The 14,701-nt window shown below is 59.5% G+C and carries 16 protein-coding genes; 11 read left to right on the plus strand and 5 right to left on the minus strand.

What is annotated here, in order from left to right:
* Positions 1-333 precede the first annotated feature (333 nt).
* From PKE71_RS15310 to PKE71_RS15330, 5 genes are all read right to left on the minus strand, one after another.
* Positions 334-717, minus strand: a complete 384-nt coding sequence (locus PKE71_RS15310; protein WP_271187871.1) for a hypothetical protein — start codon at positions 715-717, stop codon at positions 334-336.
* Positions 710-1,426, minus strand: coding sequence for a ParA family protein (locus PKE71_RS15315; RefSeq protein ID WP_271187872.1), 717 nt, complete (start codon positions 1,424-1,426; stop codon positions 710-712). Before PKE71_RS15315 ends, PKE71_RS15310 begins: the two co-directional genes overlap by 8 nt.
* A gap of 396 nt (positions 1,427-1,822) precedes the next feature.
* Positions 1,823-3,748, minus strand: a complete 1,926-nt coding sequence (locus PKE71_RS15320; protein WP_271187873.1) for a ParB/RepB/Spo0J family partition protein — start codon at positions 3,746-3,748, stop codon at positions 1,823-1,825.
* Positions 3,749-3,805: 57 nt separating this feature from the next.
* Complete coding sequence (locus tag PKE71_RS15325) at positions 3,806-4,561, minus strand: hypothetical protein (protein ID WP_271187874.1); 756 nt, start codon at positions 4,559-4,561, stop codon at positions 3,806-3,808.
* Positions 4,561-5,013 carry a hypothetical protein gene (locus PKE71_RS15330; RefSeq protein WP_271187875.1) on the minus strand — a complete coding sequence of 151 codons (453 nt, stop codon included), beginning with the start codon at positions 5,011-5,013 and terminating at the stop codon, positions 4,561-4,563. Before PKE71_RS15330 ends, PKE71_RS15325 begins: the two co-directional genes overlap by 1 nt.
* A 709-nt stretch (positions 5,014-5,722) precedes the next feature.
* Here PKE71_RS15330 and PKE71_RS15335 point away from each other — a divergent pair.
* The 11 genes from PKE71_RS15335 to lepB all read left to right on the plus strand — a co-directional run bounded on the left by PKE71_RS15335 (position 5,723) and on the right by lepB (position 14,691).
* Positions 5,723-6,040, plus strand: coding sequence for a hypothetical protein (locus PKE71_RS15335; RefSeq protein ID WP_271187876.1), 318 nt, complete (start codon positions 5,723-5,725; stop codon positions 6,038-6,040).
* Positions 6,041-6,167: 127 nt separating this feature from the next.
* The gene (gene traL, locus PKE71_RS15340; protein ID WP_271187877.1) at positions 6,168-6,452 is read left to right on the plus strand and encodes a type IV conjugative transfer system protein TraL; all 285 of its coding nucleotides are present in this window, start codon (positions 6,168-6,170) and stop codon (positions 6,450-6,452) included.
* Positions 6,453-6,454: 2 nt separating this feature from the next.
* A complete protein-coding gene (locus PKE71_RS15345; protein WP_271187878.1) occupies positions 6,455-7,021 on the plus strand; it encodes a TraE/TraK family type IV conjugative transfer system protein in 567 nt (188 codons plus the stop codon).
* A gap of 18 nt (positions 7,022-7,039) precedes the next feature.
* Entirely contained in the window at positions 7,040-7,438 is a 399-nt protein-coding gene (locus PKE71_RS15350) for a hypothetical protein (RefSeq protein ID WP_271187879.1), read from the plus strand.
* The gene (locus PKE71_RS15355; RefSeq protein WP_271187880.1) at positions 7,431-8,255 is read left to right on the plus strand and encodes a TraK domain-containing protein; all 825 of its coding nucleotides are present in this window, start codon (positions 7,431-7,433) and stop codon (positions 8,253-8,255) included. The genes PKE71_RS15350 and PKE71_RS15355 overlap by 8 nt, the downstream gene beginning before the upstream one ends.
* Positions 8,248-9,555 (plus strand): TrbI/VirB10 family protein, encoded by a 1,308-nt coding sequence (locus PKE71_RS15360; RefSeq protein ID WP_271187881.1) that lies wholly within the window; start codon positions 8,248-8,250, stop codon positions 9,553-9,555. The genes PKE71_RS15355 and PKE71_RS15360 overlap by 8 nt, the downstream gene beginning before the upstream one ends.
* Before the next feature lie 40 nt (positions 9,556-9,595).
* Complete coding sequence (locus PKE71_RS15365) at positions 9,596-10,513, plus strand: DsbC family protein (RefSeq protein ID WP_271187882.1); 918 nt, start codon at positions 9,596-9,598, stop codon at positions 10,511-10,513.
* A gap of 372 nt (positions 10,514-10,885) precedes the next feature.
* Positions 10,886-13,477 carry a type IV secretion system protein TraC gene (gene traC / locus PKE71_RS15370; protein ID WP_271187883.1) on the plus strand — a complete coding sequence of 864 codons (2,592 nt, stop codon included), beginning with the start codon at positions 10,886-10,888 and terminating at the stop codon, positions 13,475-13,477.
* Complete coding sequence (locus PKE71_RS15375; RefSeq protein ID WP_271187884.1) at positions 13,474-13,773, plus strand: hypothetical protein; 300 nt, start codon at positions 13,474-13,476, stop codon at positions 13,771-13,773. Before traC ends, PKE71_RS15375 begins: the two co-directional genes overlap by 4 nt.
* Positions 13,766-14,185: a TrbI F-type domain-containing protein gene (locus PKE71_RS15380; RefSeq protein WP_271187885.1), complete on the plus strand. Its 420-nt coding sequence runs from the start codon at positions 13,766-13,768 to the stop codon at positions 14,183-14,185. The genes PKE71_RS15375 and PKE71_RS15380 overlap by 8 nt, the downstream gene beginning before the upstream one ends.
* Positions 14,182-14,691, plus strand: a complete 510-nt coding sequence (gene lepB / locus PKE71_RS15385; protein ID WP_271187886.1) for a signal peptidase I — start codon at positions 14,182-14,184, stop codon at positions 14,689-14,691. Before PKE71_RS15380 ends, lepB begins: the two co-directional genes overlap by 4 nt.
* Positions 14,692-14,701 lie beyond the last annotated feature (10 nt).

Raw genomic sequence — 14,701 nt, forward strand, 5'->3', positions numbered from 1 at the left:
GAGGATGCGACCGCCTCCCGGCCGCAGGCATCCTGAAGGAGCGTCAGCGAACTGACCTTTGGGCCGTCAGGCCCCTTCCCTTCGGGATAATCCGAAGGGGGTCCCCTCCCCTTTTCTTTAAATCGCCGAACTGGATGCGGGTGTTTTTTTGGACTGTCTCCGACCCGGGTCGCGCGAAATCAGCTGACGCGCACACGGCCGGACCTAACCCGGCCGCGCTAGGCTCTCCGGGGCGATGGCCCGTCACAGGTCCCTGTGAAACACAAAGGCTCCAGAGCCGTGTGCTCCGGAGCCTTTGACGGGTCATTGCTGGGAGATCGGTTTGCCCGGCGTTCAATCCGCGGAGAGATACCGTTCCAGGATGGCGGCATGCCGTTCGACATGTTCCGCCGTTCCGTGCGCCTTGGCGAGCTCGAGAATGGCGAGTTCGAAGGCCTCGGCGTCTTTGAGATTGAGGTGTTCGGCTAGATCCTGGAAGAGCACTCGCATGTCTTCGCTGGCCCGTATTCCGCAGGTCACGGTGTAGGGACTGCGACGTCGCCTGCGGCGCTGGCGCTTGTCACCGCGGCTTGTAAAACCTGACTCCTGAGCTACGCGGCGGATCGAGGCCTGGTCTGGCGTGGCGCGTGGTGCAGAGGCTTTGGCCAGCGCCCCCATGTCGATGTCGTCTTCGTCATTGTCGTCGCCCAGATTGATGGGAGCGCGTGATCTAGTCATGTGCTGCCTCCGGCTGCTTGTTGGCGGGGGCGGTCGTGTCGCGCAGGCGGCGCAGCATCTCACTGCCGAGTTCTTCGACGTTGCGTTTGGCCTTCTCCAGACCGGACACCTGCTCGGGATCGAGCGTGTGCACAGACCCGCCGAATGATCGCATCGCGCGGAACGCCTCGCGGTCGGTCAGCTGGGTATCGAACATCGGAATGCCTGCTTCCGCGAATTGTTCTCGAATGTACCGGTATGTCCGCGGCACAATGGCATTACTGGTTCGGGTGAACAGAACCGCGAAGGGAATTGTGTTCTTGATCAGCCGGCTCTGGTTGCGGATCAGCCGGATGGTCTTGGCGGCCTCATCCGCGTCGTCCTGCGAGCCTTGGCACAGGGTGATCACGAAATCGGCGCGGATAATTGCACTGGCGACGGTGGCGGACGCGGTGCCTTCCAGATCCACCAGGACATATCCGCTTGTTTCGCTCTCGGTCTCGATGTCATCGAGGATGGTGGTTTCATTCGAGTTCTCGACCAGGCGGAGATTAGCCGGGCGATCGCCACGTTTGGCCCAGCCGGCGCTGTGCTGGTTCGGGTCGGCATCGATCAGCGAGACCGTCATGCCCTCCGGCGCACGCCGGCTGAGTTCCGATGCCAGGACGGTTGCTGCGGTCGTTTTTCCTGCGCCACCCTTTGAGGACGCAAAGACGATTACGAGGGACATGGGCGCTCCGTTCCGATGTTTGCAAGCTGTTAGCTTTATGCACACGACACGCTGACAGTTAGCGTTCTGATAGCATGATAGCGCACGGTTAATATGACGTAAATTGTTCGCCAACCGCAAATATAACGATAACTGTGTGCTGACTGCTAACACTTAATGAGCCGTTGGCGAACAGTTGGCAGCTTACACACAGTCCGCAATCCGCTCACGCAACGCGCACCGTTAGCTAACACGTAACACGTTGCTAACTGTGCGCTAACAAGCACTCTGCCAAGATCGGCGAGGAAATCAGGCTCACAGGAAAAGCCTGGACTGATTTCAATGAAAACACAAAATGCCCCCCGGCCGGAGGCGAGCCGGGGGGCACGGACGCCCTCAGAGAGCAAAAGAGGGCGTCTAGTCGGACTCGGCCGGGTCAGCCGGGTCCGAGGTGTCATCGAGGACGAGACGGCCGAACGCATCGTCCTGCCGAAGCATCGCCGGGAGCCAATTCAGCTTAGCGGCCCTCTTCGCGGCGGCAGCCACCAATTCAGGCTTTGCCGCGGAGACGGAGTGAGACTCGTCCGGCGCCATCTCAGCCAGAGCGCGAACGAGCTGCACCTTGGTAAAACGGCCGAGCATGGCATGATCCGCAGTGATGACACTGGTAGGATCAAAGTTCAGCAAGGTGCGTAGCTCAGTATGGTCGTTATCCGGACTGTCGACCCGGCGAACCGCATTCCTGCTATACAAGGCCCCGGCGCAGAACGCATGGAGAGCCCTCACGTCGGCCGGAGACCATTGCGACAAAGCCGCGATCAAGTCGCCGTCTTCGGCGGCGAGGCGTGCATCCCAGGTATCGTATTCACACGCGTGGTTGTCTGCGCTGCCTACCGCGATCGATGAGGACTGGGTGAACGGCGCCTTGGTCGCATAGCACAAGGTCTCGGTGTTGCAGCGGGACGGGAACACCTTGGCGACCAGATAAGCCGTCGAGACCAGGAACGCGACTTCCGCATTGGAACTGATCGCGTGCTGCAAACCGGCTTCCATTGCAATGTTGAGATCTCCGGTAACGGAACCAGCGAGCTCCTCCGACTTCTGCTTGGCCAGGTCCTCAGCAACGGCCGGATCGTCAGGGGAGGGGGCGTCCGCATGTTCAGCCCGATCCTCCGGCCGAACGAAGCCACGTTCGACGCGCAAGCCGTTCCGGTCGATATACAAGATGGCACCGGCGATAGCGCGCTGGTCGTCAGAAAAGACAGGCTCAAGAAGTTCGTTCAGATGTGCCTGGACCTCATCGCGCTTGTCGCCGAGACGATCAAGCTCCTCCGATTGTTGTTGGTCCAGTTCCTCTGAGATCTCCAGTTCGCCAATCGCCTCGTCAATCCGATCCAGCTCTTCCTGCAAGGCTTCGGCCCGGGCGTCCTCCTCGGCAGACAAGACGCGGTCGTCGGGATAGATCCGCGCGCAGCCTTCAAGTGCCTGATGATCGTAGCTGATATACGGCTCGACCCACTTCCAGCCCTCCGCTGCGACCTCATTGCCGGCCTCGGCCAGTTTGTCCTCCGCCAGCTCCTGCAGAAGCGACGGATTCAAGATTGAGGCGTTGTTCTCGTCGAACAGATCACGCTTCACCGCGCCGCCCGCATTTTCGTACGCCTCAAGCCCGACGAATTTCGCAACGGCCGACGTGGCGGAAACCTCATCACGGGTCAGGTAGCTGCGGATGTAACCCGAACTCCGGTTCCAATCAGGCAGAGCATTGAAACAGTCCAACTGGCGTTCCTGGTCCGGCTCGATCGTGAAGGCCTGCAGAGCCAGCAGGTCCAGCTTGTTCTCCTCGAACGCAGTGACGATATCGCGATGAACATTGGCCAGGGCCAGACGCTGGCGAACGAGGCGTTCGGAGATCCCGAAGCGATTGGCGATTTCCACCTTATCGAAGCCTTCGTTGACCAGGCTTTGAAAAGCGCGGAACTCCTGCACCGGGGTGAGGTTTTCTCGCTCGATATTCTCCATCACCGACGCCTCGATCTGCGCGGCGCGGTCGTCGGTCGTCATGATGACCGGGATGCCGGCCGCGAGCTGATCGGGCAGCCGCCCCGTTTCCTTCAGGAGCTTCAGGGCCATAAGGCGGCGGCCGCCCGCGTGTATTGCCACACGCTTCGGCGACTTCTGGGTTCCGCGGGGCAGTTGAATGAGCTCACCCTTCTTCTCGATAGTGTCGGCGAGGCGTTCAACAGATCCTTTTGGATACTGGGTGCGAATATTGGTGTCCGCCAGGACCAACTGGTCCAGCGGAACGAGCTTGACGGGATTCTCAAGGGTCGATTTGGGCATTGGATCCTCCTTACTTCGCCCCCCAATGGGGCGAAACCGAAGGACCAAAACTTTTCTTTACTCGGCGGCCGCGCTGGAGGAGACGCCTATCCGGAACGCGCCACCCGGCTCAACGCCGTAGGGAACAGGGTGGTGTGCGTAGATATCGTCCCAGACACGCTCCCAGCGGGCCTGATAGTCGCCGATCGTCAAGGGAATATCTTTTAGCTGTTCAAGCTCCTGAAGGCGCTGATGACACAGCGCGAGAGCATCCGCGGCCTCTTCGTGGATCTGCATGAGCAGCTCCTCGTCAAGATCCTCGTCGGAGAAGCTGAGGACGTTGGTGCCCGATCGGGTACCCACATCATAATAGCCGGCACAAACCAGGATCTCACCCGGCCCGGCTGTCAGCAGCGTGCTGAGCGATGCCTGCGCGGTGCCACCAACGAAGATGCGGTGCTCTTTTTGCTGATTGGCCCGTTCAAGCACACGAAGGTGAGGGGTGGTTTGTGACGAAGGCCACGGGCCATTCCGCCACACCTGGTCCGAATAGACCAGGTTGCCCGCAATGGCGTAAAGAGAGCGTGACGCGTTGACGAGTTGTACGAGCGCCTGTCCGGATTGCTCGTGAATGTCGAAAGCAGCACACCTATCGCCGCGAGCCCACGATGCGATAACCAGGTCAACAGCGCTCTGGATCTTGTTCAGCATGATCCTCGTGTTTTGAAGCGCGGCCGACGTGTAGAAGGTTCGCAGCATCGGGGAGGAGGGGCCACCGTCATCACTGAAGTCGAGAACGAAATCTTCCGACAGGTCTGCAATCAGTGCGAACATCAGAATTGCTCATGTGGTGAGCTGAAGCTGGGCGATCGCATCGTGTGGTGTGCATCGTAATTCGCAAAGATCTGCGTTGCCATTTGCCGCCGTGTTTCGCGCGGAAGCTTCAAAAGCTGCTCGACGGCGCGAGCGAGCATAGGTGCGTCAAGCAGAATTTCGCTGAGTTGCCAGTGCGAGTATGACCCCGCATTTGGGAGTGCCATAAAGATCGGATCTAAGCCGATCACGCTGCTGAATTCAGCAACTTGGGTGGTATTGAGAGCGGTATCGCCCGACTTTAATCGGTTGAGGCGACGAACCGGCATACCTAATCGGTCGGCAAGCTCGCTCGACTTTAGCTTGTGTAACCCGGCGTAGGCATCGAGAAACGCGACTGCGCCGGCCCGAAATCTGTCTGAATCCTGATCGGAGTCCGCCATCCCAGCGGACTTGATTTCGCCCTCACGCATGAACCCCTCCAGTCGGTAACGCCGACATGATCCACACGAGATTGTGACTTGGCAAGCCCCACTCGATAGACACTCGCTTGTATTGTTCCCGTCAATTCATGGCGCAGCGTGATCTGCATCACACCGGGGCAAAACCTGATACACCCTTCGCCTTGTCCAAAAGGTCGCAAATCAAGGTATTCATTTGACTCAGTATTTTATTTGTTTTCACAATGCCTCAATAATCGGCGAAACAATCTGAATCACATGGTCGCGACAACCTGTACGCCTCTGAGAACAGTTCAACCAACTACTACGGGTGCACCCATGTGTAATATCGGCCGGTAGCATGAGGTCAAAACCTGACCCACTCCTTCGCGCCTCGCGCGAACTTCGCCGCCAGCCCACCAGTATAACGAGTCTTGCCTAGCGCCGGGCCGGCTGCGCGCATTTGTCCGAAAATTTTTTTTGCAGGTCGAAATTTGACCGATCTTCCGACGCCGGTGGACTGGCCCGCGCAGGCGGCCGGCTTTTTCAGACGAGGAATTGCACAAAAGGCGCCCTACGTCACGCAAAGTCAAATTTTGTCCTAAGCTCCTTAATATTCACCCCATGCTGGTCAATATCTGACCCGGCGCTATGGTTGCGCTTTTCTTGTTTCGACGGTTGTCTAGAAGTCCGCACGTCCTGGTGGGGCGGGCGTTACTTCAATCAATGTGGGGCTGTCACAATGAAAATCAATCTTCCTTTCTTCAATCGGGGTGCCAAAGCCGCATCTCTGGTTCCCGCGCTGGGCGCCGCCGTTGTGGTGGCCGGTGCCGCGGCGCTGGCCGGTACCGACACCACCTTCTCGACCGCCGCCACGAGCGTGACCGGCTGGCTGGAGGGCTCGCTCGGTACGACGATCGCTGTCGTCGCCCTGGTCGGTGGCGTCGTTGCAAGCGCGATCCAGTTTCGCTGGCAGCTGCTGGCCGGTTCGGTTGCGGTTGCACTCGCTGCGTCGATGGGCCCGGGCATCGTGTCCGGTCTGCTGACCGCGACGGTCTAGCAGCTCCGCAAGCTCTCCCCTTGATGCCTCGTGAGACCGACACGGGGCATCACCCACGGCGGCGCTATTCCCCGCCCCGGGCCGCCGAAGGGCCGCACTAAGCGGAAGCATTGGAAGGTTGGTGACCATGAGCGGCAATCTGATCCCTCAGCGCCTTGATGAGCCTGAACGCATACTGATTTTTACCCCGGTAGAGTTCGTCATAGTCGTCCTCTGCCTCGGTACAGGTTTGTTGTCGGGACACGTGCTGATCGGGCTGATTGCCGCCCTTCTTTTTTGGCAAGGCTACCAGAAGGCAAAGGCCGGTCTGTCGTTGCAGCGACTGTTCGGTCGAATGTACTGGTTGCTGCCACCCCGATTTGTCGGCCTGCGTCGGTCTCCAGATGCGGCGCTGCGAGAATGGGTGGGCTGACCATGGATATTGGTGAAGCCACCGGTCGGGTTCGGTCCATCAGCCGTGTAACCGCTATGCTGGCCTGTCTGTGCTTGGCATTGACTGTGGCCGTCATCGCCTTGGCGTTAAGTGTGATGGCGAAGCGCGGTGAGGTTGTCCTTGTTCCCACACTGAGCTCGGAGCTTCGTATGATCAGCGGAACGCCATCCGCTGAATACATGGAAGCGATGACGCGCGACGTTGCCGCGCTGATGCTGAACCGGCACCCGAACAACACAGAATACTTCCGAGAGAACATTCTTCGCATGGTGCATGCGTCGGTCTACGCGCAGATCGAACGCGAACTCGATGCGGCCCGGCAGGAGCGCGTGCGCACGCGCACGAGCACGGTCTTTCATCCCGTATCCATTTATGTCGATCCCGAGGACCGGTACTCGGAGATCACCGGGATCCTTCGGACATATGTGGGCCCCGAACAGGTCGGCGAAGAGACGAAAACCTTCGCTGTTCGCTGGATCGTGGAGGGCCTCACGGTCCGATTGGCCGATTTTTCAGAAATCGAACGAGCAAACAGCCGCGCCCGATAAGCCGGCCAGGAGGTTGCTATGAATGTGACTGTTTTGGAAACCAGCCCGTTTTCACCCGCTGAGCAGGCGGCCGCTGTTGAGCGGTCGATCACCGTTAGCCGGGCACTTTATGGCGGTGAGGCGATCGATTGCTTGGCATTGGCGATCGCGGACGAGCTTTCGTCCAGGGAAGACATTTCGCCATTGTTTTCGGCATGCGCCAAGCCGACCGATGCCAGGGAATATCGGATTGAAGGTATCGAGATCACGCAGGCCGGATCGAGCCTGATCGTGAAGTGCTACGGGTCGATTCTTAAGGGTCGAGCCAGGGTTCATGCAATCGAATACGGCGCGGTTTGGCGCCGGCATGCCGGCGGCGTCACGTTGATAGATTTGGAGTGGAACCCTAGGGGCCAGCGGGAGCGGTCCCATGGTTGATGTTCGATCCATGTTTGTGGGTATGACCCTGGGCATTATCGGGACGATCCTGTTCATGGGATCCGTGAGTTTGGGCCAGGTGCCTTTGAGTGGACCGGACGATGCCGGCGGTGGACCGCCAGCGCAGATCCAGGCCCGCATCGACGGTGGAGACTGGGGTGCGGTCAGAGTGACCGCGCGTTCCGGGCAAAGAATTCCGGCGACGCTGTCATTGTCCGAAGTAACCCGTGTGGCGTTTGAGGACGATCAGGTCTCGAGTGTTCGCGCAGCCCAAGCTGGCCGGCCGGGGGCGCCCAGCGTCGATTTTGAGCGCGATGAGCGGACTGGCGACCTCTACATTGTTGTGACCGAAGGCCTCGCCAACCAGGTCGTCTCGACATTCGTGACCACTGCGCGCGGCCATACCTACCAGATTCTCTGGACAATCCGCGACATGCCGGCGGCGCAGCTCTTCATTCGGGGACAACATGTTGTCCCTGGTGGCAGACCTTCAGACGGGGGGCGTGCCTCCGCACACGACGCGGCCATTGTCGAGTTCGCCCAGTATGCATTTCAAGCCGATCCGCAGGATGGACGCGATCGGCCTGAAGAAGTTGCGCGCGGGGTTTACGTGACCAGCTTGGGCGTCGTGGGGGAGGGGGCGTACCAAGGTCATGTCTTCGCGGTTGAGAACCGGTCTGACGCGGCCATAACCATCGATCATGCGGTTTTCGTCACCAGCGACACCGTCGCGGTGGCCTCCGCATTGGACATTGTGTCGCCAGGTGGTGTGGCGCGGGTGATCGTGATTGAGCCCAGAGGTGCCGATCATGAGTGACCCGAACAGCCAAACCCTTCGGCGCCGGCAGATCGTAACGGTAGCTGCGGCGACACTGATGGTCGGTGCAATTGGCTACTGGATCATATTCGCGCGAGATCAAGATCCGGTCCGCGCGTACGAGCAACAAGATCCAATTGATGCGCGTCAAACGATGACGGAGTTGTCGAGACAACCCGTGGCCGAGCGTGACCTGACCGAGATATTCGAACAGCGCCTCGCAAGGTTGGAAAATCAGGCGAACGACGCGGATGAGCGCACGGCGGCTCTCGAGACAGAAAACGCGCAGTTGCGTGAGCGGCTAGCGAGTGCCGAGGCCGACAACGAAGAAATCATGACCGAAGCGAGCGCGATGCTCGAAGAACTGGCAGGCCAGCTCGCGCAGGCCCGTGCCGAAAGCCAAACGCGGGAGGCTGGTCCACCAACCCCGACTTCCCGCGGGCCGGACGGATCGGTCCCGTCCGGCCAATCTTCTCGCGCCTGGTCGGACGATCCGTTCCGCCCGGCGGGCGTAGTTGAGGCGTCGTCATCCGCGGAGGGCCCACCGGCATTGCAGGACTCGGCACAAACGTCCCGCTCCCGCGCGCTCCAGTCTGTCAGCTTTGATGCTGTGGGTGACGACGCCTCATCCGAAATCCGACCTGCTGTGATCCGGGATGCTGAGCGATATGTGCCCCCGAATTCATATGCACCTGCACGCGTCCTGGTAGGGGTTGATGCAGCGACTGGCACAAGTTTCGGCGCGGATCCTAAGCCTGTGATGTTTCGCATTACAGGCGCTGCGGTGTCGGTGGTCGAAGGCGATGAACATATCGAGACAGATCTTACGGGATGCGTCGTGAATGGTGCTGCCTACGGAGAGCTGTCTTCCGAGAAGGTCTATGTGCGACTTCAGCGCATGACCTGTCCATTGAACGATGGATCCGGCCGGGTGACGGAGAGCGAAGTCGAAGGCTTTGTGGCGCACGCCGGCAAAGCGGGTGTGCGAGGGCGGGTGATATCACGCGAAGGTGATCTGGCGGAGCGCGCATTGATCGCCGGCACTCTTCAGGGCCTGGGCTCCTCTTTCAGCCGGGTTGGAAGCGCGAGTTCGTTGGGCGGCCTGAGTTCGGTCACTGGCGGCGAGCCGCCGACCAGCGAAGAGATTGCGATCTCTAGCATCGGCGGCGGTGTGGAGAGCGCGGCCTCGACACTGTCGCAATACTACATCGAGCGAGCCGAGCAATATCAACCAGTTATCGAGATGCCGACCGGCATCGATGTCGAGATCGTGTTCCTATCGGGCGTGGTTGTCCGGTGAACATGAAGGGCGCAGCTGCGCGAAATTTGGAGTGAAAGCCATGAGTGAAGATACTCACAACCAATCCGCGGCCAATGCCAAGCCTCTTCTTGGCGGCCGCAATCTGACCATTCTGGTGGCGGCCGTAACCGGCGTCCTGGGCTTTGTCGGCGGGAGCCTCGTGAGCTCTCTCGATTCAGCCTCACCCGATGATATCCGGGCCAGCATTGGCAGTGTGATACCCGGCGCCAATGTGACGAGTGTCGATTGCGGCGTCGGTGGTGACGTGTGCGAGGTGTTGATCGAAGACACCGTTCTCTACGTGGACCGAACGGGGCGATACGCATTCGCAGGATCCATGTTGGACCTGCATGAGCGGATCGACTTGACTGCGCAGCGCCAGGAGGAACTGGAGCGATTTGCTGCACTGACCGGTACACGGCGTGTCGCGGCCGCTGCCGGAAGCGCTGGGACTGCCGTTCGGCAGCCCGCTCAGCCGGCGCCGCCGCAGAATGATTTCGGGCCTGAGCTCAGCACTGTCGATGTGACGCTGCCGATCGAAAACGCTGTCGTCTACAACGGCGGACAGGATCTTCCGGTCATTCACGTTTTCGCGGATCTGACTTGTCCTTATTGTCAGCGGCTACATGCCGAGTTCGCGTCGATCGAAGGCTATGAGATCCGCGAATACTTCGTCGACTGGCTCGGTCGCGGCGGCGGAGAGCGTGCTCGGCTCGTCCTGTGCGCTGATGATCGCGCAGCTGCGGCAAGCGAGATGTACGCAGGCGGCAATGTCGGCGTGACCCGGCCGCGTGAAGAGTGTGATGCTGAGTATGCTGGCATCGTTGAACAGAACACGGCGTTTGCACAATCCTTCGGGATGCGCGGCACGCCGACAATGGTTCACGAAGACGGCCGCCGCTACCAGGGCGGCTACGCGCCCGCGGCGACCGTGCTGGCCTGGGCGAGTGCGTCGTGATGATCGGTCGCGTCATTCTTGCTGTGGCTGCGCTCACCCTTACGGGTGGGTGCAGCTTCCTGCCCGGCCAGTCGTCGGTTTCCGGCGACTGGTCCTGCCGAGCCATCGGCCAGTCTACCTGTCATTCGATTCACGAGAATGATGTCTACCAGGGTCGGATGGACAGACAGGCCAGGATTACCTCGGGCACTCATCTGTCGGCCGGCGGAATAGGGGCCGATCGGCCGACTTTCTACGGCAGACACGTATTACGGGTCTCTATGTTGGCATGGGTGGATGACGACGGTCACTACCACGCCCCGACAACGGTCTTCGCGCCTGTTGGCGAAGACACCTGGGGCGAGCCGATCGTAGAGGAGGGGGACTCCTGACATGGCCGGATCGGCGTGGGACCGGATCGATTCACTGTTAGAGAAAAGCGGCGCGGGCGCGGCATTGGATGCCATGGCTGCGCTGTTTTTCGAGCAGGCGCTGCCGAGCGATGGCCTGCGCCATAAGGGCACCTCGGCGCAAATCGCGGGCTTCCTTCCCTATCGCGGCTACTCCGGTGCAAGCAAGATCTTCACGAATTTGAACAGCATCGGCTGGGTGCTTGAGTTGTCACCTCTCACCGGCGGCACAGAGCAAATGGATTCGGTGCTTAGCGGTCTGTTCGAAGAAGGCTTCCCTGACGACCTTCAGGTTCAGGTGAGTACGTATGCATCACCATACATCGGCGACCTGCTGGAACGGTGGGCTTATCCGCGCGTGAAGCAGGGCGGCGTGATGGAGAAGATGGGGCGCGCCCGCGCCGAGAATATGCGGCGGATGATTTGGTCGTCCGGCTCGAAAACGGGTCCGTTCTTTGCGCGGGACTATCGGGTCTTCATCTCGGTCTCGATGGAGAAAAAGCGCAACAGCGAACAAACAATCAAAACGCTCAAGGAAGTCCGTGAGCGCGTATCGATGGGTCTTAAGACGCTCGGTGTCGCCAGTCGGAACATGGACGCGTCTGATCTGATGTCGTTGGTGAATGGCTGGCTCTCGATGGGGCGGGAAACGCGAAACCGGCCGATGCTGTACAATCCCGCAGAGTTTCTGTGCGATCAAATGGTGCGTGCGGATACATGCCTGGAAGTCTACCGATCGCACCTTGTGAGCGAATGCACGAATTTTGGTGTCGCCAACTATCTGGATGGGCCATTGAGCGCGCGTGAGCCGTTCACGACGCGACAGGACATCCGCACATTCACCGCCAGCCGGTTTCCCAAGAGCGGATCCCAGAATCTGATGGCGTCACTGCTGGGCGATTTCGTGGGGGATCAGCTGCGTCTTTCGGGATCGTGGTGGTCTACGCTCAAGATCAGTTATCGCAGTGCTGAAGCGTCGAAACTGGAAGCGCAGATGCGCTCGCAGCGCGCTGCTCGGCAATATAAGTCTCCGTTCAAGTCCATGTTTCCTCACATGATCGAGAAAGCGGACGAATGGACTGCAGTGAACGGTCAGGTTCAGGACGGCGCGCGATTGGTGAAGTTTTCCTACTCCATCATGATACAGGCGCCAGAAGGCCGCGGTGAGGAAGCGGAACGAGCGTTGCGGTCGCTTTATCGCACGCGGGGCTTTGACCTCGAACGCAACGACTGCTGCCATCTGCCGGTGATGTTGTCATCGCTTCCGATGGGTTTCGGTGACAATTTTCACAAGGACCTGCATCAGCTCAAGCTGATGCGAACGGCGACGACTCGTTCGATGCCGGGGCTGGCGCCGCTGCAGGGTCAGCCACGATCGAGCGGTCTGCCGGCGACGTTGTTGATGACACGCCTTGGTCAGCCGATTTTCTACTCGCCGTTTCAGAATGAAGGTAACGGCAATCACAACATGGCAGTAGTCGGCGCGTCTGGTTCGGGCAAGTCGGTGTTTATGCAGTGCATCGTCGTGGACGGCCTGGCTCAGGGCCACCACGCAATGGTGATCGACGACGGTCGATCGTTCGAACGGCTCTGCAAGATCATGGGAGGCGAACACGTCGTCTTCAAAGCCGATGAAGCGGTCTCGCTCAACCCATTTTCGATGATCGCGATGGAGGGCGATCCGAGCGACGACGATCTCATGGCCGCGCTCAATATGATCAATCAAGTCGTGACACTTATGGCGGTCGGTGACGATCGCCCTTCACGTGAAGAGACAGGTTTGATCGACAGCGTTGTTTCTCAGGTGTTCGCCGAGCTGGGTACAGAAGGGTCGGTAACGGACGTCCAAAAGGCACTTGAAGCGGAAGGCAGTGCACTCGGTGTTCGGATGGCCAGGGCGATGAACCCGTTTTGTCGCGGCGGGACATTTGGAAGTTTCTTCCACGGTCCAGCGACATTGTCGCTCGAAAACCCGTTCACAGTATTCGAGATGTCCGATCTTGAGGCGAAAGCGGAGCTTCGGCCGATAATCGTGCTGTGCTTGTTATTCCAGATATCTGAACGCATGCGAATTGGCGGGCGCGAACAACGCAAGATGGTCGTGATCGACGAAAGCTGGCAGATGCTGGGAAATGGGCCAGCGGGTAAGTTCATCGAAGGCTTTGCCCGGCGCGCCCGCAAAGAGGGCGGAGCGCTCATTACCGGTACGCAAGGGGTTAATGATTACTACGTCAATGACGCCTCGAAGGCCGCGTTCGAGAATTCTGACTGGAAGGTTCTTCTGCGGATCACCGAGGAAGAGGTCGACAGTTTGAAAACGTCGCGCCGATTGGCTGTCGACGAAAGCAACCTCCATGTCGTGAAGAGTCTGAAAATGAGCCCTGGCGAATACAGTGAGCTCATCATCTTCGGACCAGGAATAAGGATGCTCGGCCGACTGGTACTAGATCCTTATTCGGCGACGGTCTTCTCGTCATCACCTGCCGTGTTTGCGGCGATCGAGCGCGAAGTTTCGAAGGGGCGGCCGCTGGCAGATGTCATAGAGGCAATGGCGAGAGGAGGTGCCGCGACATGAACCGTTTGCTGGGCCTGAGAATGAGTCTTCGCACGACCGTCTGGTTCGTGGATGCGGTTGCGGCGGCACTTGGATGGTGCTGGCTAGTGTTGATTGTTCTGACGGGTTTTTCCTTTCCGCTCGTGAGTTATCTCGCCGGCGACTTTTTCACACACTACGCCAATGCACCGTCGGAGGCCCGCGAGCAATTTCATTGGGTCGCGGGCCCGATATTCGCGGCTGTTGTTCTGATCTCTGCGTGGCTGCGCTGGCACGCGCGGCCATCGCGTTTGGAAAAGGGGGAGCCCGATGTCTGAACTGGACTTGGCAAGGGAACGGGACGCCCAGCGGCAAACGACGCCGTGGTGGAAGTCCGGCATGTTGATCGAGGTAGGTGTCGCTGCGGCTCTGGTGGGGATCGTCGTCTGGAATGTGACGCTTCAAATGGCTGTCAGCCGTAAACAGGACGAGATTGTGATCGTCGACTTCGAGCGCCTGAGCAATCTTTATACTGGCATGGCCATCGAATCCGGCGCGAGCGGCGACGCCCTTGGGGATATGACGTCCCGCTATCTCGCCGCCGCCAATGCGGCAGCCGATGATTTCGCCCGAAACACCGACACGATTGTCATTCTGAGTGCCGCAGTCGTGGGCGGAGAGGACGAAATGACGGATGTGACGGACGTCATCCATGCCCGTGCGCTGGCCAGCATCGGCGAACAAAGATGACGGACCGGCTCTTCACCAGGAAGTCTCAGTTTTTGAGTTGGAAACGGATCGGCCTGGTCTATGCGGTCATTGTGATCGCGGCAGGTTATGTGGCCCTTAGCTATGCGCGCGATCGCTGGGCGTTCGGGCTGAATATGACGGAGAGCTTGCCACACTGGGCATTCCTGGCGGACGCCGATGTTATGCCTCGGAACGGTGAGCTGGTAATGTTCGATCCTCCGGAGAACCCCTATTACGATGGTGCGTTCGTCAAACGAATTGTCGGTGTGGCTGGCGACAGGATCGAGGTGCAGGGGCGGCGGGTTTATGTCGCTGGTGTTTTCGTGGGAGAGGCGAAGCCTGTCTCTCAGGATGGGCGGGCCCTGGTGGCGATTTCGCCACAAGTAATCCCGGAGGGATATGTCTACGTCGCGGGTACGCATATCGACTCGTATGACAGCCGCTATGAAGAGATCGGACTGATCCCGATCGAGCGGATTGTCGGCCGCGCCTATCCGATTTTGTAGGGGGTGACGG

The sequence above is a fragment of the Maricaulis virginensis genome (genome assembly GCF_027922185.1).
Classification (GTDB): Bacteria; Pseudomonadota; Alphaproteobacteria; order Caulobacterales; family Maricaulaceae; genus Maricaulis; species Maricaulis virginensis.

Excerpts from the sequence above, each read along its gene's own strand:
- PKE71_RS15310 (WP_271187871.1), bottom strand. The coding sequence starts at position 717 with ATGACTAGATCACGCGCTCCCATCAATCTGGGCGACGACAATGACGAA.
- PKE71_RS15315 (WP_271187872.1), bottom strand. The coding sequence starts at position 1,426 with ATGTCCCTCGTAATCGTCTTTGCGTCCTCAAAGGGTGGCGCAGGAAAA.
- PKE71_RS15320 (WP_271187873.1), bottom strand. The coding sequence starts at position 3,748 with ATGCCCAAATCGACCCTTGAGAATCCCGTCAAGCTCGTTCCGCTGGAC.
- PKE71_RS15325 (WP_271187874.1), bottom strand. The coding sequence starts at position 4,561 with ATGTTCGCACTGATTGCAGACCTGTCGGAAGATTTCGTTCTCGACTTC.
- PKE71_RS15330 (WP_271187875.1), bottom strand. The coding sequence starts at position 5,013 with ATGCGTGAGGGCGAAATCAAGTCCGCTGGGATGGCGGACTCCGATCAG.
- PKE71_RS15335 (WP_271187876.1), top strand. The coding sequence starts at position 5,723 with ATGAAAATCAATCTTCCTTTCTTCAATCGGGGTGCCAAAGCCGCATCT.
- traL (WP_271187877.1), top strand. The coding sequence starts at position 6,168 with ATGAGCGGCAATCTGATCCCTCAGCGCCTTGATGAGCCTGAACGCATA.
- PKE71_RS15345 (WP_271187878.1), top strand. The coding sequence starts at position 6,455 with ATGGATATTGGTGAAGCCACCGGTCGGGTTCGGTCCATCAGCCGTGTA.
- PKE71_RS15350 (WP_271187879.1), top strand. The coding sequence starts at position 7,040 with ATGAATGTGACTGTTTTGGAAACCAGCCCGTTTTCACCCGCTGAGCAG.
- PKE71_RS15355 (WP_271187880.1), top strand. The coding sequence starts at position 7,431 with ATGGTTGATGTTCGATCCATGTTTGTGGGTATGACCCTGGGCATTATC.
- PKE71_RS15360 (WP_271187881.1), top strand. The coding sequence starts at position 8,248 with ATGAGTGACCCGAACAGCCAAACCCTTCGGCGCCGGCAGATCGTAACG.
- PKE71_RS15365 (WP_271187882.1), top strand. The coding sequence starts at position 9,596 with ATGAGTGAAGATACTCACAACCAATCCGCGGCCAATGCCAAGCCTCTT.
- traC (WP_271187883.1), top strand. The coding sequence starts at position 10,886 with ATGGCCGGATCGGCGTGGGACCGGATCGATTCACTGTTAGAGAAAAGC.
- PKE71_RS15375 (WP_271187884.1), top strand. The coding sequence starts at position 13,474 with ATGAACCGTTTGCTGGGCCTGAGAATGAGTCTTCGCACGACCGTCTGG.
- PKE71_RS15380 (WP_271187885.1), top strand. The coding sequence starts at position 13,766 with ATGTCTGAACTGGACTTGGCAAGGGAACGGGACGCCCAGCGGCAAACG.
- lepB (WP_271187886.1), top strand. The coding sequence starts at position 14,182 with ATGACGGACCGGCTCTTCACCAGGAAGTCTCAGTTTTTGAGTTGGAAA.